This is a genomic window from Microvirga mediterraneensis, from assembly GCF_013520865.1.
GTDB classification, from domain to species: Bacteria; Pseudomonadota; Alphaproteobacteria; order Rhizobiales; family Beijerinckiaceae; genus Microvirga; species Microvirga mediterraneensis.
The window spans coordinates 16,725-39,429 of record NZ_JACDXJ010000002.1 but is presented as its reverse complement, the minus strand read 5'-3'; the positions used below and the strand labels follow the sequence as shown (position 1 = coordinate 39,429).

Annotated in this window: 20 protein-coding genes; 13 read left to right on the top strand and 7 right to left on the bottom strand. The window is 60.1% G+C overall.

Annotated features, from left to right (window positions below; translation table 11 throughout):
• Window positions 1-8: 8 nt before the first annotated feature.
• Window positions 9-635 (bottom strand): methyltransferase family protein, encoded by a 627-nt coding sequence (locus H0S73_RS22505; RefSeq protein ID WP_181054474.1) that lies wholly within the window; start codon window positions 633-635, stop codon window positions 9-11.
• Between the two features lie 247 nt (window positions 636-882).
• Entirely contained in the window at window positions 883-1,518 is a 636-nt protein-coding gene (locus H0S73_RS22500; RefSeq protein WP_343058468.1) for a DsbA family protein, read from the bottom strand.
• Between the two features lie 332 nt (window positions 1,519-1,850).
• Here H0S73_RS22500 and H0S73_RS22495 point away from each other — a divergent pair, with 332 nt between their 5' ends.
• From H0S73_RS22495 to H0S73_RS22465, 7 genes are all read left to right on the top strand, one after another.
• Window positions 1,851-4,472 (top strand): heavy metal translocating P-type ATPase, encoded by a 2,622-nt coding sequence (locus H0S73_RS22495; protein WP_181054473.1) that lies wholly within the window; start codon window positions 1,851-1,853, stop codon window positions 4,470-4,472.
• 12 nt (window positions 4,473-4,484) lie between these two features.
• Window positions 4,485-5,390 (top strand): cation diffusion facilitator family transporter, encoded by a 906-nt coding sequence (locus H0S73_RS22490; RefSeq protein ID WP_181054472.1) that lies wholly within the window; start codon window positions 4,485-4,487, stop codon window positions 5,388-5,390.
• Window positions 5,391-5,403: 13 nt separating this feature from the next.
• A complete protein-coding gene (gene lspA, locus H0S73_RS22485; RefSeq protein ID WP_246389357.1) occupies window positions 5,404-5,940 on the top strand; it encodes a signal peptidase II in 537 nt (178 codons plus the stop codon).
• A 235-nt stretch (window positions 5,941-6,175) separates the two neighbouring features.
• Entirely contained in the window at window positions 6,176-6,949 is a 774-nt protein-coding gene (locus tag H0S73_RS22480) for a DsbA family protein (RefSeq protein ID WP_181054471.1), read from the top strand.
• Window positions 6,950-7,938: 989 nt separating this feature from the next.
• Window positions 7,939-9,888 carry a M23 family metallopeptidase gene (locus H0S73_RS22475; RefSeq protein WP_181054470.1) on the top strand — a complete coding sequence of 650 codons (1,950 nt, stop codon included), beginning with the start codon at window positions 7,939-7,941 and terminating at the stop codon, window positions 9,886-9,888.
• A gap of 519 nt (window positions 9,889-10,407) precedes the next feature.
• Window positions 10,408-10,920, top strand: a complete 513-nt coding sequence (locus tag H0S73_RS22470; protein ID WP_181054469.1) for a YHS domain-containing (seleno)protein — start codon at window positions 10,408-10,410, stop codon at window positions 10,918-10,920.
• A 671-nt stretch (window positions 10,921-11,591) separates the two neighbouring features.
• Window positions 11,592-12,251: a transglutaminase-like cysteine peptidase gene (locus H0S73_RS22465; protein WP_181054468.1), complete on the top strand. Its 660-nt coding sequence runs from the start codon at window positions 11,592-11,594 to the stop codon at window positions 12,249-12,251.
• Window positions 12,252-12,285: 34 nt separating this feature from the next.
• On the opposite strand, the gene H0S73_RS22460 is transcribed toward H0S73_RS22465, so the two are convergent.
• Window positions 12,286-12,840 (bottom strand): TlpA family protein disulfide reductase, encoded by a 555-nt coding sequence (locus H0S73_RS22460; RefSeq protein ID WP_246389355.1) that lies wholly within the window; start codon window positions 12,838-12,840, stop codon window positions 12,286-12,288.
• A gap of 704 nt (window positions 12,841-13,544) precedes the next feature.
• On the opposite strand from H0S73_RS22460, the gene H0S73_RS22455 reads away from it, so the two are divergent.
• Both H0S73_RS22455 and H0S73_RS22450 read left to right on the top strand, forming a co-directional pair.
• Window positions 13,545-13,964 carry a MerR family transcriptional regulator gene (locus tag H0S73_RS22455; protein ID WP_181054467.1) on the top strand — a complete coding sequence of 140 codons (420 nt, stop codon included), beginning with the start codon at window positions 13,545-13,547 and terminating at the stop codon, window positions 13,962-13,964.
• Window positions 13,965-14,300: 336 nt separating this feature from the next.
• The gene (locus H0S73_RS22450; RefSeq protein WP_181054466.1) at window positions 14,301-14,987 is read left to right on the top strand and encodes a L,D-transpeptidase; all 687 of its coding nucleotides are present in this window, start codon (window positions 14,301-14,303) and stop codon (window positions 14,985-14,987) included.
• A 150-nt stretch (window positions 14,988-15,137) separates the two neighbouring features.
• Here H0S73_RS22450 and H0S73_RS22445 read toward each other — a convergent pair whose 3' ends face one another.
• The gene (locus tag H0S73_RS22445) at window positions 15,138-15,872 is read right to left on the bottom strand and encodes a DUF1223 domain-containing protein (protein ID WP_181054465.1); all 735 of its coding nucleotides are present in this window, start codon (window positions 15,870-15,872) and stop codon (window positions 15,138-15,140) included.
• Window positions 15,873-16,259: 387 nt separating this feature from the next.
• Here H0S73_RS22445 and H0S73_RS22440 point away from each other — a divergent pair, with 387 nt between their 5' ends.
• Entirely contained in the window at window positions 16,260-17,381 is a 1,122-nt protein-coding gene (locus H0S73_RS22440; RefSeq protein ID WP_181054464.1) for a L,D-transpeptidase family protein, read from the top strand.
• Between the two features lie 462 nt (window positions 17,382-17,843).
• On the opposite strand, the gene H0S73_RS22435 is transcribed toward H0S73_RS22440, so the two are convergent.
• The gene (locus H0S73_RS22435) at window positions 17,844-18,815 is read right to left on the bottom strand and encodes a cytochrome c oxidase assembly protein (protein WP_181054463.1); all 972 of its coding nucleotides are present in this window, start codon (window positions 18,813-18,815) and stop codon (window positions 17,844-17,846) included.
• A gap of 201 nt (window positions 18,816-19,016) precedes the next feature.
• Between H0S73_RS22435 and H0S73_RS22430 the strand changes: the two genes are divergently transcribed.
• Both H0S73_RS22430 and H0S73_RS22425 read left to right on the top strand, forming a co-directional pair.
• A complete protein-coding gene (locus tag H0S73_RS22430; RefSeq protein WP_181054462.1) occupies window positions 19,017-19,952 on the top strand; it encodes a cation diffusion facilitator family transporter in 936 nt (311 codons plus the stop codon).
• A 6-nt stretch (window positions 19,953-19,958) separates the two neighbouring features.
• Window positions 19,959-20,681, top strand: coding sequence for a ZIP family metal transporter (locus tag H0S73_RS22425; protein WP_181054461.1), 723 nt, complete (start codon window positions 19,959-19,961; stop codon window positions 20,679-20,681).
• A 49-nt stretch (window positions 20,682-20,730) separates the two neighbouring features.
• Here H0S73_RS22425 and H0S73_RS22420 read toward each other — a convergent pair whose 3' ends face one another.
• Together H0S73_RS22420 and H0S73_RS22415 are read right to left on the bottom strand one after the other, a co-directional pair.
• Window positions 20,731-21,399: a transglutaminase-like cysteine peptidase gene (locus tag H0S73_RS22420; protein ID WP_181054460.1), complete on the bottom strand. Its 669-nt coding sequence runs from the start codon at window positions 21,397-21,399 to the stop codon at window positions 20,731-20,733.
• A gap of 121 nt (window positions 21,400-21,520) precedes the next feature.
• On the bottom strand, window positions 21,521-22,036 hold the full coding sequence (locus tag H0S73_RS22415; protein WP_181054459.1) for a hypothetical protein: 516 nt from the start codon (window positions 22,034-22,036) through the stop codon (window positions 21,521-21,523).
• 205 nt (window positions 22,037-22,241) lie between these two features.
• On the opposite strand from H0S73_RS22415, the gene H0S73_RS22410 reads away from it, so the two are divergent.
• Window positions 22,242-22,625, top strand: a complete 384-nt coding sequence (locus H0S73_RS22410) for a hypothetical protein (RefSeq protein ID WP_181054458.1) — start codon at window positions 22,242-22,244, stop codon at window positions 22,623-22,625.
• Window positions 22,626-22,705 lie beyond the last annotated feature (80 nt).

The window sequence follows — 22,705 nt, the reverse complement described above, 5'->3', positions numbered from 1 at the left end:
TTGGAAGCTCAAACTTGTGGTGTGACGACGTGTGAGGAGACTCCGCCGATCCAGCGCGGCACCCGGCGGGCATAATCTTCGTAGGCAGCACCGAAGGTGGCTCGGAGCACACGTTCCTCAATGCGAACCTGTGACCGGATCGCCAGCAGCGCGACGGCTGTAACGGCGAATTGAACCGGATCAGGAAACACGAGCAGCAGTCCGAGAAACACGGCGCCTTGGCCGACAAACACAGGATTCCGCGACCAATTGAACGGTCCCGTCACAACGAGCTGTCCTTGCTGGCCTTCAGCAGCACCGATCCGCCACGCCGATCCCATGTGGTACTGCGATGCAAGGGCGAAGCTAGCTCCCGCAGCGATCAGCACCACGCCCAGGATTGAGACACCGCCGCTGTGGAATCGAAGGCCGCCCAAGGGCAGTCCACTCACTCCTCCTAGCCCCAGCCGATAGGCAGGCCAGAGGAGGGCGCTGAGGAACGCCGTCCGGAAGGCGAAACCGGTCCAGCGCTGCCGCCGATCGCCGGTTCCGAGGAGCCAGACAGAGCGTCTCAGGGTTCGCGCGGCGACAGCGGACAGGATCAGGAAGCCGGCTACGTAGAGACAGACCAGCAGATATGCACCAACTCCGATCATTGTCGCCCCTTGGCATGGGTACGGCCGGTGCCATTACGCAGCAGCTTGGCCGGAGAAGGAAGGCTGACAGCGCAACCTGGTCGCAGCTTCTGATCTATCACCCGCATTGTTTCCCCCAATCCATCGGCTCCTGTCGGTGGTGCCGGCTGACGCCGGGCGGCCCGCCAAGAGCTCGGCAATTCAATGTGACACTCACCTGTCGACGAGGTCGCCTTTATGCCAAGAGCCAAGCGTGAGCGACCTCGGGTTACGGCTTGGCGACAAGGAGTGGCTCAAGGATCTTTTCGAACCGATCCAGTGACAGTGCTCCAACCTCCTTGCGGCCGTTGATGAAGAAGGTCGGGGTCGAGTCCACCTTGAACGACTGGGTTGCCCGGTCGGCAATCTGCCGGATCCCGTTATAGATCTTCTCATCGCGCAGACAGGACTCGACAGTCTCTCGTCCCATTCCGGCCTGCCGCATCACCTGGACGAGAGCGTCATAGGGTTTGTCGGCATGGTTCCAGGCCTCACCAGTCTGATAGAGCATGTCAACGACGGGGTACCACTTGTCCTCGCCGGCGCAGCGAGCGAGCATGAACCCTGCCGTGGCCAGTGGATCGAGCGGGAACTCCCGGACAATAAAACGGACTTTACCGGTATCGACGTATTTTGCCTTGAAGCTCGGCCACGTGGTTTTGTGAAAGTTCCGGCAATGATGGCAGGTCAGCGAAGCGTATTCGATCACCGTCACGGGGGCATCCGGGTTGCCTATAACCTTGTCAGGCAAAGGACCGGGTTGGAGCAACTCAGCCTGATCGACCGTCTCCTGGGCCGACAAACTGCCTCGGACGAACACAAGGCTCGTTGCGAGACTGCCCACCATGAAATGACGGCGATGCACCACAGACCCTCCTACTCCGACTCAAAGGCCTGCAGCCTAGGACCTCAAGCCACTAGAGGGTCAAGAGGCAGCTATGGTTTTTTGGTTTTGCGGAAAAGGTGCCCCCTATAAGCAAGGCTTCAAAGGGATGCTCAGAACCTGAACGGAGGGGAGGAGCTATCGATCATGGGCCTGCCGTGACGATAGGGAACCTGTGCGAGTGGCTGCGGCTGGCTTGGCTGTTGGCTGCCGATGGGCTGGCCTGAGAGGGAGCAAATTTTTTAGATTTTTCCTCTTGAACCTCAAGTGGCTCGAGGTTGTACACAGGCTCAAACTGTCGAGAGGACTACGGAATGACCCAACCGACATCGCAGACGCCGGCAAGCGCACAAGCCTTTACCTGGAAGGTGGAGGGCATGGATTGCGCGAGCTGTGTGGCCAAGATTGAGACCGCTGTCGGCAAGCTGCCGGGGGTTTCGGACATCAGGGCCTCGACCATGACTGAAACCTTGTCGGCGCGGCTGGACGAGGCCCTCACACCTGCGCATGAGGTCGAAAAGCGCGTCAGTGCGCTGGGCTATGGGGTCACCCGTCAGCAGGCTCCCTCGACGGCGGGAGCATCCCAGTCCTATAGCTGGACCGTTGGCGGCATGGATTGTGCCAGTTGCGCCGCCAAGATCGAAACCGCTGTGGGCAAGCTCCCTGGCGTGTCCGATATCCGTATTTCGACCATGACCGAGACACTCACGGCAACGCTCGATGAGACCCGCACCACTACCGAACAGGTCGAGAAGCGTGTCACCGGCTTAGGCTATACAGCAACCCGAAAGCCAGTTCCGTCACAAGCGGCGAGCCAGGCTGCCCCGGCAAGCTGCTGCAGCGGCGACAGCTGTTCCGGCGGGCACAACCATGCTCATGACCATGGCGACCATCACAACCGTCACGACCATCATCATGGACGCGGTCATGCCCATCCCCCGGGCGCGGGCGCAGCTCCGACTGCCTTGAGCTCGCATGGCCATGACCATGCGCACGAGGGTATGGGAGACAAGCACTGGTGGCAGACGGCAAAAGGCCGTCTCGTGATCCTGACCGGCGTTCTGCTTGCCTTGGCCTTCTTGTCGCAATTCGTGGTGCCTGCGGCAAGTCACTGGATTTATATTGGCGCGACCGCCGTCGGCGTTCTTCCGGTGGCGCGGCGGGCTTTCGCCGCGGCCAGCGCCGGCATGCCGTTCACGATCGAAATGCTGATGACGATTGCGGCGGCCGGTGCATTGGTCATTGGTGCCGCGGAAGAGGCAGCTCTCGTCGTGTTCCTGTTTGCGGTCGGGGAGGTGCTCGAAGGGGTTGCGGCCAACCGGGCGCGCGCCAGCATTCGTGCGCTCAGTGAACTGGTTCCCAAAACGGCCATGCTAGAGGAGAACGGAACGGCTTGGGAGGTTGCAGCCTCGACGCTCGTGATCGGGCAGACGGTGCTCGTGAGGCCTGGAGACCGTATTCCGGCTGATGGGGAAATTCTTTCGGGGGTCTCCGGGATCGACGAGTCGCCGGTCACGGGCGAATCTGTCCCAAAGACCAAAGGTGTCGGTGAGAGCGTTTTCGCGGGTTCCATCAATACAGAGGCAGCCATTCGCGTGCGGGTGGAGAAAGCGGCTCAGGACAACACCATTGCCCGGATCATTCGTCTCGTTGAGGAAGCTCAGGAAGCGCGAGCACCCACAGAGCGGTTCATCGATCGCTTCTCGCGCTACTACATGCCGGCTGTGGTCGGCTTGGCTCTCCTTGTGGCCCTCATCCCGCCGCTCGCCTTTGGCGGCGACTGGTGGACCTGGACCTATCGGGCTCTGGCGCTGCTCCTGATTGGCTGCCCGTGCGCTTTGGTGATTTCGGTTCCCGCCTCTATCGCGTCGGCACTTTCCGCCGGCGCTCGGCATGGCCTGCTGATGAAGGGCGGCATTGTCATCGAAGAGGCTGCGAAGACCGGCCTTGTGGCGTTTGACAAGACCGGCACTCTCACCGAGGGCCGCCCGTTCGTGACGGATATAATCGCCTACGAAGGCAGTGAACTCGACGCCACAATGCTCGCCGCCGCAGTGGAGACGGGCTCAAACCATCCCCTTGCTCTTGCTATTCTGGAGCGGGCTAAGGCGGGCGGGCTTCAGGTGAACGCGGCGCGTGACGTCAAAGCCATTCCCGGACAAGGGGTCGTCGGCACCTTGGATGACCGACACATCTTTCTGGGAGCCCCACGGTTTGCTCAACAGCGAGCCTCGCAGGTGACTGCGCGCATGGTAGAGGACATGGAGCGTCTGGAGGGTGAAGGAAAAACCGTCACCGCTCTCGTTGTTAATGACCAGCTGATCGGTGTGCTTGCCCTGCGCGATGAGCCGCGGGAGGATGCGGTTACAGCCGTTGCAGAACTGAAGAAGCTCGGCATCCGTTCCATGATGCTCACAGGCGACAACGCCCGAACCGGCGCTGCGATCGCCGGCACACTCGGCATGGAGTATCGGGCTGAGCTCATGCCGGAAGACAAGGTGACGACGCTCAAGGCACTTTCGAACGAACAGCCTGTGATGATGGTTGGAGATGGCATCAACGACGCGCCTGCACTTGCCGCGGCAACAGTTGGTGTGGCCATGGGATCAGGCACAGATGTTGCCCTTGAAACCGCGGATGGCGCACTCCTGCGGAACAGGGTGAATGATGTAGTGGCGTTGATCCGCCTCTCCCGCGGAACCATGGCGAACATCCGCCAGAACATCGCGATCGCGTTGGGTCTCAAGGCGGTGTTTCTGATAACGAGCATCTTGGGCATCACAGGCCTTTGGATTGCCATCCTGGCGGATACCGGAGCCACCGTAATTGTTACGGCCAATGCGTTACGGCTTTTGGGCTTTTTCCGTCGAGATTCCGGCGGCTCGTCGTCCGGTGGCTTGAGGTCGACCGGCGAGCTCAAGCCGGTCACCACCTGATTAGGCTGGCCTATGTCCGCCCATCATAGCCACGGTTCAGCTTCGGAGCGCCATGAGCGGGCGCTCTGGGTCGCCCTGATCCCGACAGCAGGGTTCATGGTGGCCGAGATTGTGGGCGGTGTCCTGACCGGAAGTCTCGCGCTCATCTCTGACGCCAGTCACATGGCCACAGACGTGTTCGGGATTGCCATTGCCATTGCGGCGATTCGCATTGGCCGACGCCCCGCGGACCTCAGGCGCACCTTCGGCTACGAGCGCTTTGAGATCCTGGCCGCAGCCTTAAACGCGATCCTGCTCTTTGGTGTCGCGGCTTATATCCTTGTCGAAGCCTATCGACGGCTGAGCGCACCTCCAGAGATCCAGTCAACATCGATGCTCGTCATTGCTGTGATCGGGCTGGTCGTAAACTTTCTAGCCATGCGCATCCTCTCGGAAGCGCAAGGAGAGAGCCTCAATCTCAAGGGGGCCTATCTGGAAGTGTGGAGTGATCTTCTCGGATCGATCGGTGTCATCGCGGCCGCGTTGATGATCCGCTTCACGGGACTGACATGGATTGACTCTCTTGTCGCAATTGGGATCGGCCTGTGGGTTCTCCCACGCACCTGGTCGCTGTTCAGCAATGCTCTGAATGTGCTGCTTGAGGGGGTCCCTCAAGGGCTCGACGTCGAAGAAATCCGAGTTGCTATGACCGAAGTGTCCGGAGTGACGGATATTCATGACCTTCATGTCTGGTCCCTCACCGGCGGCCGTGTCTGTTTGACAGCGCATATGGTTGCCCCCTCACGGGCAGCGGACCAGGACATCCTTCTCGAGGAGATGAACAGGATGTTGCGAGATCGCTTCAAAATCGGCCATGTGACGTTGCAGTACGAGCGGGTCCCTTGCCCGGACGCGATGGCCGGACACCGCTTCCTGTAGGAGACCTGCTGATATGTCCATTCTCGCATCGGATGACGAACCGCTCATGGCCTCACCTGGTCCTGCTCACCTAACATCAGCTCTTCTGGCCGTCGCAGCTGCAGCCTTCGTCGATCAGATCACGAAGTGGTTGATCCTTGAGGTGGTGATGCAGCCGCCCAGGGTGATACCGATTGTGCCCTTCTTTAACCTGACGCTTGGATACAACACCGGGATCAGCTTCGGCCTCATGAAAACTGTTTTCGAGGACTACCCCTTAGCGTTGACCGGCGTAACGCTGCTGATCGTCGGCTTCCTACTGCTCTGGGCACGACGCGCTAGCTCACATCTTGAGGCGGTTGCATTTGGGCTGGTCTCTGGCGGCGCACTTGGCAATGCCCTTGATCGCATCCGCCAAGGCGCCGTGACAGACTTCCTCGACGTCTATGTTGGAACCTGGCATTGGCCCACCTTCAACATAGCTGATGTTGCCATCGTCCTTGGCGCGATTGTGCTTGTGATCGGGGACCTGTTTGGGCGTAAGCGTCCGGCGGCACCCGTTTCCTCCTGATCAGCTGCGCAGGAGACTGGGTATGGGAAGAGCAAGCCAACTTCGGAAGTCGGCGCGACGCTCGCCACCTGCACTGCGCCAAGAGTGGGGCAGCCAAGAGCGGAGTGCTTCTGCTCTCAAGCGTCGACGGCGCTGCCCGGGTCCAGGGCCGATTTGTTATCGATCAGGCTGCCGGTTCATTCCCTGTGCAGCGTGATCCCGTGCAACATCTCCAGAGAACTGAAGGCAACCTTCAATGATAAAATTCCGCATCCCAATTCTGACCGCGGCATTCTACAGCGCTGTTATCCTAACCTACCCCGCTGCAGCCCAAACCGCTGGGTTCACCGACGAGCAGCGCAAAGCCATCGGTGAGATCGCACGGGAGTACCTTCTGAAGAATCCCGAAGTGCTGCAAGAAATGATGACCGAGCTTGAACGCCGCAATGCAGAGGCGCAGACACGATCGCAGGCAGAGGTCCTCCGCACGGAGAAGAACACGATCTTCAACTCACCGTCCGATTACGTGATCGGAAACCCGCAAGGCGACGTCACCCTGGTTGAGTTCCTCGATTACAACTGCCCTTATTGCAAAAAGGCTGCGGCAGACGTGAAGGCGCTGATCACGGCTGATCCAAAACTTCGGGTCGTGCTTAAGGAATTTCCGGTCCTTGGACCACAGTCGCTTGAAGCAAGCCGGGTCGCACTTGCGGCCCGGCAACAACTTAAGGGTGATAGGCTTCTTGAGTATCACACGCGCCTCATGCAGATGCGCGGGCAGGTCGACGGCGCAAAAGCCAAAGCAGTGGCAAAGGACATGGGCCTCGACATAGCGCAACTTGACAAGGACATTGAAAGCCCGAGCGGACGCAGTGTTATCGAAGCTAATGCTCTGCTCGCTGACAAACTTGGACTCAGCGGCACCCCCGCTTTTGTGATTGGTGATCAAGTGATCGCCGGGGCTGTCGGACCGGAGCCTCTTCGGCAGGCGATCGCCAATGTGCGGAGTTGCGGCAAAGCGCAATGTTAAACACCCCTCGCCACTGTACGGACGGCCCCATGCGTCCCGTGGCCGCCATTCTGCCCTATGAGCGAGGCAGCGGCAGGCGCGCGCCTCTACGACAGGACAGACGTTCCATGCTCTTTCCCAAAAAGTTTGAGCAAAGGAATGTCACCAGCCCGAGCGGGACGAGGGGAGGGGATTCGTGACCGGCGGTCGAGGGTGCGTCTGGCACAATCGAATGACGGGAGCGAGGCCCTGCCAGCCGAATGGAGCGCACCCGGGATCTGTGGCTCGAACGCTCGCCTTCCGCGAATCGACGAAAGGCCCTGGTGGGACCCTGCTGCAAAAGATCAGCAGGGCAATCACTTCGCAACAATTTGCTCGCGATCAATGAGTTTCCAATCACGGTTTTACCCTTATTGGCTGGGATACGATCTCGTCGACCTGATGTCTTGAGAGCAGAGAGGCTAAAGCCGAGTGAGCAACCGCTAGAACGGATTATACAACAGCTTCGAAGGCGTGATTGCGCAGCGAAATTCCATGCCGGCCTGAGCGGAACCAAGGGCCACAAAGGGGCAGGTTCGAAACGGCACCTGGACGTTCTCCCGACGGGGAGCGGCGACACGATGATTGGCGTTGAGTGATGGAATCCTAATCAACTCAAGACATGCAGACGGATCACAAACGCTGAACTCACCACTTGATTGGAGAACGCATCGCGCCCTCGCAGCGATCAAACCAAAATAGGAGCTCTCTCGAAGCGCGTTTGCGCGCGGTCGCGCCACACTTCCGACATGTTGCGTCAGCACCTGCGCTGCACCGATTCATCCTCCAGCCTTCGCGTTTTTTCCTCGCACGCGTCTGCATCGTTCAGCGCATTGGGAGAGTTCCTGCCGATGCGAATTGTTCCCCTTGATTGACCCGTCCCGCACATGCCCCTTCAGGATCCGAAGCGAACTCGATTGAACCAGGCGGCTTACCTCCCGCGCTCCGGGTTAGGGACTGATGCCCAGTGGATGAACGACGACCCCTTCCTTCCTACCGGCGAGGGCTACCTCTGGAGCACGTCCCAGAAGGGCACCATTTTGCGATGGTTGGGCGCAAGTTTCCTTCTCGCGATGATGGGAGGTGGCCTGATTGGCAGTTCCATCTATATCGCCTTGGACGGCAGAACCAACACGCCAGAAGCAGCCAAGCCGGCAAACATGGCGGCGGCTCGCGTCGATCGCATGGGCGATAAAACCACGACAGTGGCTCAGAAGGGTGACAAGCTGAACCGGTCCGAAGCCGTTATGTCAGCCAAGCAGACGTTTCGGGCTCCGATGACGTCGCGCATCGGCAACCGCGAGGTCATCAAGACTCGCCAATTCACTCGGGTGGCCAGCAATCTGTCACTGACGGCCGGAACATACGCTTCCGACATCCCGCCCTTCAATCCTCTCCGTCTCTATGCCGAGCAGGGTGATTTGCGCTCGGTGGAACTTGCTCCGGAGATAGCAGACGCGGACGTCTCGGTCGTCTGGCGTGATCTCGCCTCGATTGCCGTCGAGGCAAGCGCTCCTTCGCTGAGTGACAGCGACGTGCTTGCGCTGATCGAGGAAGAGCGCCGGGTCTTTAACGGGTCGGGGAGCCGGACCTCAGTGCCCATTCCCTCGCAGCAGATGCTGTCGCGGACCCTGCGGCAGCCGGAAGGCCTCGGAGATGCGCTTGGCTATGCCCATGTCCCTGACGATCCGTTCAGCACAATCGAGGTTCGGGTTGTTCCGGAGAACGTCACCGAATTGCCGAAGCTCGATCAGAATGCCATGCCTCCTCTCGTCGAGGAGAGGGATGTGGTGCTCAGCACAGGGGAAACGCTCGAGACAGTTTTACGCAGCTATGGTGCCACTCCGGAGCAGATTGCCGGGATCACCTCCGCCCTGGCGAGCCGCGTCAAGATCGAGAATATGACCGAAGGCCATCAGCTGAGAATCCTTATCGCCCCGGGCCCCCGGCTGGGCGATCCTCGGCAGATCGTGCGCGTGATCGCCCTTCGGGAATGGGGGATTGAGGGCATTGCGGCCACCACCGATCGCGGCGTCTTCGTGTCAGTCACCCCTCCGGGAGAAGACGCCAATCGGCAGAATGCCGGAGCCTCGAGAGAGGAGGGGGGCGGGGATGAAGGGCGCGGCGGGGCGCGCCTTTATGAAAGCCTGTATGAGACAGGCGCCAAGAATGATCTGCCGCGCGAACTTATCGAGCATCTCATCCAGATCTTTGGAGACGATGTCGACCTTCTGCACCGCGTCTCATCCGAAGACGCGCTGGAGGTTCTCTATGGCACGGAAGAGGAGGGCGATCAGAAGCGTCCGGAGATTCTGTACGCCAGCCTGACCATTGGAGGCGAGGTCAAAAAGGTGTATCATTTTGCCTCTTCGGACGGCTCGGTGCGCTATTTGGATGAGCAAGGTCGTTCATTACGAAAGTTCCTGCTGCGCAAGCCGGTCGTTGACGGGGAACTCCGCTCGGGTTTTGGCGCCCGCCGCCACCCGATCTTAGGCTACACGAAGATGCACACTGGCGTTGACTGGGCAAACCGAACGGGAACTCCAATCCTGGCGGCAGGGGATGGTACCGTCATCAAGGCAGAATGGGATGGCGGTTATGGGCGCCGCATCGAAATCGAGCACGCCAATGGTTATGTAACGGCATACTCCCATCAATCGCGGTTTAACACCGGAATCAGAGCCGGCGTGAAGGTTCGCCAGGGGCAAGTGATCGGGTACGTTGGCAACACGGGTCTTTCGACAGGGCCGCACCTTCACTATGAGGTGCTCGTCAACGGCCGCTTTATCGATGCACTTAAAATCCGCGTCCCTCGTGAAAGCGAACTGACTGGGGACGCGCTGACGCAGTTCGAGCGCGAGCGGGAGCAAATCGATACCCTTGTCAGCAGATCAACGGGGTTCAGGGCGGCAATGCCATAGGACGATGATATACTCCGCACCTCCAACACAGATCTACACTCCTGGACAGAGGATAGACGGGCGCCGCAAGGATGGCTGTTTCTGCCCCCATGATCATCAAACATGGTTCCGTACGTGACACCTCATTCAATACATTCATCCGGGCGCCGTGATCTGCAAAAGATTAGAATAGGATGGGCGCGGATCGTATCCTGGGCAGTCGGGCTTGGCGTCGGCGCTCTGATCCTGTCCTCATCATCCATAGCGTGGGAGCAAGCATCCAACGCGGGCCTAGGCGAAATGCTTGAGTTTGGTCTTGCAATCACCCTTTCGGCCATCGGCGGAGCCGTCTTGTGCGGCAGTGCGACTTTCTTTCTCTTGAAAGCCACCTGTACCGCGCGCTGCAGTATTAGAGCCTCCAACAGACGACCTACATCGCTTGTCAGGCGGGCCGATTAAGAGGTCTTTGAAGTCGGGCCGAACATGGTGGGTGGCCCACCGCACTTTTTGTGGTCCTGCGGTTCAATGAGGGGGAATCACATGGGTTCGTCGGCGGCCCACCAATGGGCCATGATCGGATTTGCACTTTTCTGTGGATCGGCAGCGGCCCGGTCCAGTGAGGCCCCAGTTAATGTGCTGGGGAACCAAGGCATCGCAGTTTATGGACATGACCCGGTCGCTTACTTCACTGATGGTGAGGCACGAAAGGGGCAGGACCAACTCTGGACCGAACACGATGGTGTACGGTGGCTGTTCTCAAGCGATGCGAGCAAGCGTCTGTTTGAGCAGGATCCTGAACGCTACACTCCTGCGTATGGGGGCTTCTGTGCCAACGGAGTAGCGAAGGGGCTTCTTCTCGATGCAGATCCTCAGTCGTGGATGATTGTATACGGACGCCTCTATCTCAATTGCCCGAAGCTTTTCAACGGCTTTTGGTTCAACGACACGATCAGTGATATCAAGCAAGCTGATGATAACTGGCTGCACCTCACAGGCCACCTTCCAATCCAAGTGATGTTGCCCCGGAAGCGGCCGCTGCACTCAGATCCGTAACCAGCGCCCCATGCAATGCGCTACCTGAGACAGAAACGTTCGCGCATGCCGACCAAGGCAACGAGAGTCGTGCCAACGCAGGTGGATGCTGTCTGATATAGACGGGATTCGGACATAGGTGCGGTTCTGGCGAACTTCATCAGGCCTCGAGCCAGACGAACGGCGCGACGTCGTCCCTTTACACCGAACAGCGGCGAGCAGTGCATGGCACCGATACCTTTACAGGGCTCATCCGGGCCTGAAGCAGCCGTTTATTACAGAAGCCATTTTCTCAACCGACCTACCCGTTTGGCAAAAATCTCATTCTCGCAGGCATTCGACGACGGCCCTTTAGCGACAATTGTTCTTACGGGGAGGTGCTGGGCCTCGAAGGCCTCAAAGCATGTGCTTGGGGATCCTTTTGATGTCGCTGCTCTTCCAGCTCGCGCGTTTTAATAAACGAGATCGCATAGACGATCACGGCAGTCACGAACAAGGTGAGGCCCAAGGCGACGCTCCGCCGCTTTTGTAACCTGAGGAGATTGTCCGGCGGGCTCTGATGTTGCTTCTTTCGCATTGCACTCTCCGGAACCAAGATAGGTGCGGCGCGTTAACTCATGTTTAACTATCATCTTGCGCCGACCTCGGCCCCTTGTCATTGATTGATTCAACAATCAAAGGGCGGCGGGGCAATGGTTCAGGCTTTCTATCAGCGTCACACGGTGTGCGGGGTCACCCGCAATCGACTCTATTCTGTGGTTATCGGCGGGCTGATTGCAATTGGCTCGGGAACAGCAGAAGCTCAGACCTTCACTCCAGTGCAGACAAGCTCGCTGCAAGCGCAGGGAGCAGCTAATCCAACGGTCGCTTGGACGGAGTTCTGCGATCGTATGCCAAGCGAATGCACCGTCGACATGAAGGAGCCACGCACCGTCACTCTTACTCCGCAGCTCTGGAGTACCCTGACCTCCACCAACAGGCGTGTGAACCAAACCATCAAGGCCAAAACGGACGACGATCATTGGGGGAAAGCAGACCGTTGGGACTTCGCAGAGGATGGATACGGCGACTGCGAGGATTACCAACTCGTCAAACGTAAGGAATTGGTGCTGCAGGGTTGGCCTCGGCGTGCAATGCGTATGGCCGTTGTCATTGACGAGACCGGGGCAGGACATGCTGTCATGCTCGTCCGGACGGATCGTGGCGACTTCGTACTCGACAACAAGAAAAATGCCGTGCTGCCGTGGTCGCAGACCGGCTATACTTATATCAAGATTGAAAGCGCGGACGCCGCAGCCTGGGCCTCTCTTGGAGGCATCGCGACTTCGCCAACGACCACGGCCAACCGCTGACGACAGGTACCGCCCTTGGGGAAAATTCAGGTTCCTAAGGCTGCGTAGCAGCACCAGCTTTGGCCTTGATGAACTCTACCATCGTTTGACTACTCCAATCCGCCTCACCAAGGAGGCGGCCAATCTCCTGGCCATTTCGATCGATGAGAAGGGTGCCCGGCAATCCGACAAGTCCGAGCTCACGCAATGCCCGGCCACTCGGGTCCAGGTAAGGCACAAGGTGCTCGACGCCAATCTCGCGAAAGAACTTATCGACCACCTCGCTGCCCTTGCGGTCTAGGGAGAGCGCAACGACCACAACGTCTTTTTTGTCAAAGCGGCTCTGTAGACGGTCCAAAGTTGGCATTTCTTTACGACACGGCACGCACCAGGTAGCCCAGATATTCAGCACAACGAACCTGCCGCGGAAGCTGGCCAGGGTCAGGTCTTCGTCGCGCTGTCCCTTGAACGCGACGGCTGGCACGGGTCGCGGTGCTTCATGAGCTTGGAGGCGTTCAGGAAGTTCATTTGCAGACACCGGAGTGCAGCCGAGGGTAGGGGCAATCGCCAATAACATGGCGAACGTCATGGCCTGCTTCCAAAAGCTCATGACACCTCTCCACCAGCAAACTGCAACAGACGCGGCGATGTTCGCCTGAGCCCACTGGTCGGAAGCGGACCCGCTTGGCGTAGTCTTTCTGATGTTGGAATGCTCATCGTCACGATACGTAACTCTGATAACCACTCATGAGGGCAATACTGATCAAACGGAAGCAGCCCCGCCTGCGCAGTGTCTTGGGCATCATCCTGCGGCGCCCATTCCTGATGCGTTGCCTTACGCTTGTCTCGACGGGCCTGCACTGTCCCGAAAGCGCTGGGGATGAAGTGTGTTATTTGACCGCCCGGATTGTTCGTACCGGGTGCAGTCCCAAGCTTCAGGAGAGCGGTTTCCGCCGGCCATCGCCCCTCTGCGAATGAATTCACAGCAGGCTCAACAGAACCATAGGCAAGAGCTGGCAGGCTTTGGCAATTTGCAAACATGGCGCGGCTCGTTCAACCAGTAAGCTTCTGTCTCACTCCTTCGCCTTAGCACCTCAAGCTGCTAGAGGTTCAAGCCCGATTCTCACTTTGATGATCGAGATCTTTGGACATGCTGTCGCAGTTGGCTGCGCCGACAGCATGCCTTGCGCCTCAAGACCAGCTTGACCTGGCACTTCATCCAGGCCCTCCTGGTGAGTTGTACAAGTCGGGATGTGGCTTTATCTAGCGACCGTGAGAGCTCTGCAAGAGCTATAAGATTCAAGAGGCGTTTCGATGGATCTGACGATCGGTGAATTGTCTCGGCGCACTCAAGTGAAGGTGCCCACCATCCGGTACTACGAGCAGATCGGGCTACTGCCAGAGCCTGTGCGGACGGAGGGGCAGCAAAGGCGATACCCGGAGAATGAGGTCAAAAGGCTCAACTTCATCCGTCATGCGCGTGAACTCGGCTTTGGCGTAGAGGATATCCGCGAACTTCTCGACTTGGCTGCTCGGCCAAACCAGCCGTGTCACGAGGCAGATTCGATCGCACGCCGGAATTTGGAAGCAGTTGATCGGCGGTTGGCACAGCTTGGCGCCCTGCGCCACGAACTCGCCCGAATGGTCGAGGAATGTCAGCACGGTCGGATCTGTGAATGCAGGGTCATCGAGGTTTTGGCGGATCACACTCATTGTAGCCATGACCATCATTGAGATGGCACCAGGGGCGAGGTCGAGCGTTCGTCGGCTCTCGGCAACGGCACGCCGGAAGGGCTCTTTGATCACAAGTCTGTTACCTGCGGACTCTGCTGCCGTGCATGCAGGCCGCTCATTTCTTCTGCATTTTGAAGCAGGTTGAGCTCCGTGTGCCAAAACCAGGTACGCTTCATCTTGCCAACTCACGAGGCGGTCTGGCGCAATATCGGCCCCTGAACCTTTGCTGTTTATCGAGCGTTAGGAATAAATCGATAGCTCAGCTTTAACAAAGCGAACCAAGGTCTTCCGATGCCTGTGCTCCGTTCCGCGCTTGATTGTGCGAAGCGCTTTATTATGCGCCCTACGATTCTTGTCTTTTCCATTTCGCTGGCTGGCTGTGTTTCCGTCGAGCAAACATCTGTGCAACCTACACGCCCGCTTCCTGACGCCGAATACATAAAGATGTATGGACCGCGACCTGACGAGCGGTTCCCGCTTCCTGCAACAGATATTTCGGAAGTCGATCCGAGGTTTCTTCGACGCGAGGTCGCCTACAATGGCCCTGAGCAGCCGGGAACAATCGTGGTCGATACGTCAAGCCGCTACCTCTATCTTGTGAGAGAGAATGGACGCGCGATCCGTTACGGCATCGGTGTTGGGAAGGAAGGACTCGCTTGGAGCGGTCGAGCCAGAATCGGCCGGAAGGCCGCGTGGCCAAGCTGGACACCCACCCCAGATATGATCCGCCGGGAGCCGGAGCGGAATGCCCGTTGGGCGGGAGGAATGCCAGGGGGGCTGCAAAATCCCCTCGGGGCCCGAGCGCTTTACCTCTATGAAGACGGTAAGGACACGCTGTACCGGCTTCATGGAACGACCGAGCCGTGGTCGATCGGACAGGCGGTTTCCAGCGGATGTATCCGTCTGTTCAATCAAGATATCATCGATCTGTTCAATCGTGTTCCGGTGGGAACACCTGTTGTTGTGCTGAACAGGAACCCGCTCGTGGCCGAGCAAGGGAGAGATGCGAAGCCGCCAACGTGATCAGGCGGAATGAGGCTTGTTGTGTCAGCGCGGGCCGCTGATCTGCAGACCTGAGCGCCCAATGCATGATCCAGACTTAGTCTTCCCTTAGATCAGCCAGTTCGATGAGGCGAGGTTGGCAGAACAGATCGCTCGTCGCCTGTCTGTCCGCTATCGGTCGGGTCCTTTGGCTGCACCGAGGATGTGTCGTGGCCTCCCGTCTTCCTTTTGAAGCAAGACAACATAGGAGTCGGCATCTTGCGTCTGAACGGCTTCGAGCGGCACCTGAAAACGGGCGGGTTGGCCAGACCAGGAACCGAGAAAATACAAGCCGCGCGCAATGTTCGTATAAGCTTCCGTGTACCCGGCGTTCTCACCGCGTTGAATTGCCACCTGGCTGCGTCTGCGCACAGGCAACAACCACACGCCAGCCTCCCCGAAACCCGATGCGACATCGATGATGATCAGGCCATTCTCCTCTGCCACACGAATAGGAATAGGGAGCGTGGCGTGGATGGCGGTCGCTTCATCAAGTGAACGTAAGATTTCCTTGCGTTCCGAACCAATACCAGACTGGACGCCGTTGATCACCATCTGGGGTGTATAGACTTTGCGGTCCCTTCGAGCGGCAGCATACCCTTTCTGTCGTGCCGTAAAGATTGGATCCGCGAATGTATCTTTCCATCCGAGATAATCCCAATAGGTGACGGGAAGACTCAGCACGATAAGGCTCTCGTCCCGAACCCATTCACTCATCAGTTGGTTTGCTGGGCGGCATGCGGAGCACCCTTGGCTCACGAAGAGCTCGAGGACAGCGCGCGGCTCTGGTGTCGCGACAGCCCGACCCGTCGAGAGAGTGGCGATCAGTGACAGGACACCGGCCCATGTTTTCAAACGACGGTTCATTCCTCTACTCAGCACACCGTCCGCTGCCTCGAGAAATCACATTTGCTCGACCAGTCGATCCTAGACGCGAGGCTCGCAGCCGGTCATTTTCATAATCGTTCTTGATGCCCCTTCGCCAAGGCTACCGACATTATTGCGAGGATACGGCAATCGTCGATCTGCCCCATCAAATGCCTTGGAATCACGCGTTTTCGTTCGGCATCGGGCAGATCAGACTTGTGCCGTCGAAGCACCTCGTGGCGACTTAGGGCCACATTTACCTCCAATGTGCCGTGCCGGCGGCAAGCCGGGGTTCTTGCGGTAAGACAGAGTTAAAGCTATCGAATTAAAGAAATCGGGGAACTGTTCGGCACATCGTCGAACCAGATCAGAAACGCGGGGTCCCCCATGATGAAGCGTATCGCAATGGTTGCGGGCCTCGTGCTCGCGCTCGCCGCCTGCCAGGGCGACGGCTCCACGAGTTCGACGAAGCACCTCGCGCCGATCCCATCGGCCACCATGGCGCTGATGGCCAGCAAGGGGATGTCGCAGAACGATCCGATCCTCATGCGGTCTTTCAAGAAGGAATCCGAGATCGAGGTTTGGAAACGTGGCCGTGACGGCAAGTACGCGCTCCTCAAGACCTACCCGATGTGCCGCTGGTCGGGCCAACTCGGGCCGAAGATCCGCGAAGGCGACCGCCAGGCGCCGGAGGGCTTCTACACCGTCACGCCGGGTCAGATGAACCCGAACTCCAGCCTGTATCTCTCGTTCAACCTCGGCTATCCGAACGAATACGACCGTGCCCACGGCCGCACGGGCTCCCACCTGATGGTGCATGGCTCGTGCTCGTCGAGCGGCTGCTTTGCCATGACCGATGAGGCAATCTCGGAGGTCTCCGCCCTGGCGCGGGAGTCGTTTGCCAGCGGCCAGCGCGGCTTCCAGTTCCAGTCCTATCCGTCCCGCATGACGGCCGAAAACCTGGCCAAGCACCGCCTCGATCCCAACATCGCGTTCTGGAAGAACCTCAAGGAAGGCTCCGACTACTTCGAGGTTGCGAGGGAGGAGCCGAAGGTGTCCGTGGCCAATCGGCAGTACGCGTTCAGTGGCGATGCGTCCGTCCTGGCGGCGGTTGCGCAAAAACGCCAAAGAGACGAGCAGGCGATCGCCGAGCTGGTGGCCAAGGGCGTGCAGCCGATCCGGCTGGTCTACGACGATGGCGGGCAGCATCAGACCTTCCGGCAGGCCCTATCCGGAGAAGCCGGCCGCGAGGGTGGCTCGCTTGCGGTTAGCGCCAGCGCCCGCAACCGTCTTGGCGATGTCAGTCGGCCTGAGGCTTTGGCTGCGGGGCCGCAGGAGATCGTTCTCGCTGCGAACGGCAAGCCAAAGCAGGAGACGTCATCGACGCTCGCCTATGCCTCGCAGAAACCGATGGGGCCCAGCCGCTCCGAGCCCACCGGGCAGTCTGAGACGGCAGAAAATGATGGACGCTCGGTGTTCCAGCGGGTCCGCGGGCTGTTCGGCGGCTGAACTTTGTGTGCGCACCAGAGGCGGTCCACCGTGTTCGGTGGACCGCCTCTGCACGAGTGGGTTTTGCTCTTCTGACGGGCGGTTATCCTGATCGGCCTAGGGCACTGTCTTGGAGGGCCCGACGGGATGGGCTTGTGGGTCCTCCTGATGACGACGATCTTCAAGCTCGCGCGTCTTCACAAACGTGATCGTATAGAAGATGGCGGCCAGCGCTACGAGTGCGAGTGCTAATGCCAGGTTTCGACGGTTTCTCCGGTTCTTCCAATTATCCATTCCTGCCTCTTTGCCGGATCAATGTCGCTGGGCCTTAGCACCTCAAGCCGCTAGAGGTTCAAGTCATTTTTCAGGGTGAGATGGTTAGACCCGCCATATCCGCCAGCTGGCCGCATCGACATGCGCCGACGCAGTCCCGTTGGGTCGATGGCGAAAGGTTCGGTACAGCGGGGGCTTCCGGACGGATCGTCAGGTTCGGGCTGTTCCCTCGCCAGATGACCGGCTGGCCCCAGTGATGAGCCGGGCCACGATCGCAAGGGCCGCGACGAAGTAAACGCCGCCCATGGGAATCCACATGATCAACCCGGCGAGCCTCTGGTCGTCGAGAGGCAGCAGGCCCCAGGTGGCGCCACGAAGGGCCATCAGCGGGTACCAGACCTTGGGCGACAGGGCGAGCAGAAGACCGAGGACCGCTGTGTGCAGGAAGGTAAAGAAGAGTAGCATCGCGGCTAGTCCGCTGGCTCCTCCCGGGACCCGATACGTCTCAAGCATCGAGTGCCAGAACAGCAGGCTGACGAGCAGGAGCATCGCGTACATAACGAGGTGCAGGCTGATGTTGAGGAGCGCCCCTTGGTAGAGTGCGGGGATATGCCAGAACCAGATGTTCAGGCCGTAGAGCACGAAGCTGACGAGCAGATAGGCATATGGCTGCGACGCCGCCGCGGCTGCCCGCCTCCCCGCCCCGGCCATCACGCGGAGATTGGTCGGCAGACCCGCCAGAAGGACGTTGCCCGATCGGCTCAGGGCGAGGAACAACGGGGCCCCGGCGACGAGAAGGACGTGCTGGACCATGTGCGCCCAGGCAAGCGTCGACGCCATCCGGCACAGCGGCGACACCAACGCCACGAACAAGCATGCGACGCCGGCCGCAAAGAAGCATCTTTGGGCCAGGGTCGGCTGCGGATCCCCGTCCAAGGTCCGCAGCCCTCGAACGTAGACGAAGCCGACGAGGAGCAGTGGCAGGACAACCACGGGCGAGAGGCTCCAGGACGTCCATAGCCGCTCGGGCGTGGTCTCCGGCAGGGTCGCTAGGCACAGAGTCAGCAGCCCCATCGGCACGTCCGGTTCCGCAGCGACCGCAGAACCCGCTGAAAGGAGCAGCAGGGCACAAGCATACCAAGCGCGGGAGCGCATCGGTGCCGCAACCAGAACTCCCGACATGAGACCCTCCCGAACAAGCTCCGCAGTGACAACATCCGGTGAGCCGCTTTGTTCGCGGGTGGTTCGCCACCGTACCACGAACGACCAGGAACAAGACCGTGCCGGAACAGTCTCTCGACCCTCTCGTTTCGATCAGAGGAATTCAGTCAGTGCAGCCAACATTTCCGGAGCCCGCGAACCGGCCGGCAGGGGAAGGACGCCATGGGACACGCACACGGGCACGCCCATTCTCACGGCAGCGACGGCGCCGAGGATCGATCTCCCCGGCGCGGGCGCCGCCTGCTGATTGCATTGGCCCTCAACCTGGGCATCACGGTTGCCGAGGTCGCGGGCGGCATGATCTCCGGTTCGCTCGCTCTCCTGGCCGATGCCGCGCACAACTTCTCCGATGCAGCCTCCGTGCTGGTGTCGTACATCGCTTGGCGAATCTCGCGACGCGAGGCGGACCGCCGCCGCACCTTCGGCTACGCCCGCGCCGAGACGGTGGGCGCCCTGATCAATCTCACGACGCTGTTCGTGATCGGGCTCTATCTCGTCTATGAGGCTGCGAACCGCCTCCTCAATCCCGTGGAGGTCGCCGGCACCACGATGCTGGTTGTCGGCATCATCGCACTCGTCGAGGACATCGCGGCGGCATGGGTGCTGCGCAAGGAGCTCGGCAGCCTCAATGTCAAGAGCACCTACCTGCACATGATCGCAGACGCATTGGCGACGGTTGGCGTCATCGTGGGAGCCATCGCAATCATGACCTGGGGCATCACCTGGATCGACCCGGTGATCACAGCTCTGATCGCGGTCTACATCTTCTGGCACGCGTACAAGGAGATCAAGGAAGCCATTGCGGTCCTGATGGACAGCGCCCCGAGGGACTTCGATTACGACGGGCTCGTGGCCGATCTCAAGGCAAGGCCATCGGTTGAGGACGTCCACCACCTGCATGTGTGGCAGCCGGATGAGAACAGGACAGCGCTGGAGGCACATATCTCTGTGTCGGAGCAAGATCTTGCCGCCGTAACGGACCTTAAGGAGCGGATCAAGGCGCGCCTCAAGGAGCGGTTCGGCATCGACCACGCCACGCTGGAGTTTGAGCTGGCATCGCACGTCCATCACAGCCGCGACCTCCTTCAGGACAGGTGAGGCCCGTTGGATGTCCTCCGGGTCCTCGCTCTGGCCCTCCTGCCGGCCGCCGGCAACTTCGCGGGCGGTGTTCTGGCCGAACTCATCCCCACCTCACGGCGAACCCTGAGCCGGGCGCTGCACGTGGCGGCAGGGATCATCGTTGCCGTTGTTGGCGTCGAACTGATGCCGGAGGCCCTGGAGGGGGCCGCGCCCTGGCTGATGGTTCTCGGCTTCTGCCTGGGCGGAACCGCGTTCATTCTTCTCGATGCGGCGATGGAACGGTTCAGGGGCGGGGGGAAGGCTACTGGCCCGTGGCTAGTCTATGCTGCGGTATTCATAGACCTGTTCAGCGATGGTCTGATGATCGGGGTCGGCTCGGTGGTGTCCTTCAGCCTCGCCCTCGTGCTCGCCGTCGGCCAAGTGACCGCCGACGTCCCCGAGGGCTTCGCCGCCATTGCCAACTTCCGGGACAAGGGTGTGGCACGCTCCGAGCGCCTGGTGCTCTCGGCTTCCTTCGTTGCCGCCACGCTCCTGGGGGCAAGCGTCGGCTACTGGCTGCTGCGGGATCAGAGCCAGGCGACCCAAGTTACGGCTCTCGCGTTCACCGCCGGCCTTCTGATCCTGGCCGCTGTCGAGGAGATGTTGGGCGAGGCACACGAGGCGACAGAGGATTGCCGGATCACGGCAGCGTTCTTCGTGGGCGGCTTCGCCCTGTTCACGCTCGTGGCATCCTATTTCGAAGCGTAAGATCTGAAGCAGGCCAAGAGGCCTGCTCCCGGTCCGCGGCGGCTCCAGCTTACTGGTTCGCGGTCATGGTCGGCGAGGTGCGTCCGCCGAGCGAGGCCCAGGTCGAACCCTCGTCGCCTTCGCGCTTGATGTAGGTGTAGCCCGTCTTGTGCCAGGGCAGGATGGCGTTGCACTTGTTGTCGAGGATGAAGTCTCCGCGGGTGGTGCGCACCATCATCACAGCGTGACCGGCGCCTTCCTCGTCGATCACAACGGTCATGCGTAGCGCCCGGCGCGAGAAGCCCGCCTCGACGAGGCGCTTGCGCTTGACAAGTTGGTAGTCCTCGCAGTCGCCATAGCCGTCCTCCGCGAAGTCCCAGACATCGTCAATGCCCCAGTGGTCCTTGTCGGTCTTGGCCTTGATGTCGGCGTTCACCTGCTGGTTGATCCGATTGAGCGTCTGCCAATCCTTCGCCGACAGGTTCATCTTAGCCGGTTCGGAAGGGTCGACCGCGCACTCCGCTGGGTTCTGCTCACAGAAGCGAACCCAGCCCATGATCGGCTTGGCAACACCAACCGGCACCACGGGCTGGGTAGCGCCTGGCAGGATGCTTCCGGTCTGCGTCTGCGCCTGCAAACCGGTACCGCTTACGGCGAGCGCTATCGCGAGGGCTGCGAGACGAAGCGTATTCCGGAGAAAAGGCCGAGTGTTCAGATGCCCGAAGAGAGGTTCCCGCATTGCCCCACCGCTGTGCTGTTAAGGTTTTGTTCATCAAACCTGACACAGCGGATTGGGCGATCTCAAGGCGAAAGTTAAACAAGGGTTAACAAGTCGCACCCGGGTTCGTTCCGAGGGTTCGTCAACCATGGCCTGCGCGCAATGTCGCAGCGATGATCTCCAGTCGGCCGCTGACATCATCGAAGGAGAGGGCGTAGTGCACCTCCGCGCTGTCCCGATGCGCCTCGCCGATGGTGAGCGCCGCGTCCCCCAGTTCGAGGAGCAGATTGCTTCGGCTGTCCGCTGCCATCTTTGGGTCATAGGCCACCATAGTCGCCCCGAGCACGGTCAGGGTATCCTCCATGAGTTCAACCGCCGCCGCATCGTCGCTCTGGCGAAAGGTGACCGCGATCAAGATCCGCTCGGTGCCGGGACGATCCGCCTGACCTTTGACCTCGACTTCGACCCGACGCGCGGCGAAGCGGCAGCGGGTGCTCGCCACACAGGAGATCTGCCGGATGCGAAGGTCCGTGCCGACCTGTTGCAGTGCTGCGTTGACCGATTCCGCGTACTTCAGCGGCAAGGTATCGAACGGTTCGGCTGTTGCCTGGGAGGCAAGGGCGACCGTGGAGATGAAAAAGGCAAAGGCTGACCGCATGACCCCTCCGATGGTAGTCGATCCCCAGCCCGGACATCATGGCAGGCGAATGGTTCACCATTCATGTCCGACGCCATCTTTCGCGAAGATGGAGCAGGGGCGCCAACATCCTGGCGAGAATGCGTCGCTTTACCTCCCCCAGGAATCACAGCCTCGTGATGGTGCCGAGCTTCCCAATTCCAGGAGCCTGTGAGAGGTTCGCGCCATGAAGCCGTGGCTCGCCATCACACGCCTGCTTGGGATCCTTGCGATCCTCGGGCTCGTGTTTGCCTCGTTCACCGTTCCCGCGGTGGCCGGCGGGCTTGTCGCGCCCATGGCGACGGCTGACACTGAAGTGGCTCGGGCCTCCTCCGCCTATGACATGGCAAGGACCGAGGTGCCATGCTGCGCGCCGACACGGCCATCCAAATCTGATGGCCCCAAGGCCTGCCCGCTCGCGGCTCTATGCCATGCGAAGATCCTCCAGGGCATCTCGACCGCCGGTGCGGTGGTGCGCTGGTTCAGCCCGGCACACGCTTTGATTCCCAGGGACGATGCCACCCTGCACACGTTGGCCCAGACTCCGCCTTCCCGCCCTCCACAGGCCTAACGGCGCCTCCGGCTCGTGCGCCGGAAGCCGTGCGGCCGTCGCGCGCTGAGGCTAGCCACTTGCCTGATGGCCGCCACCAA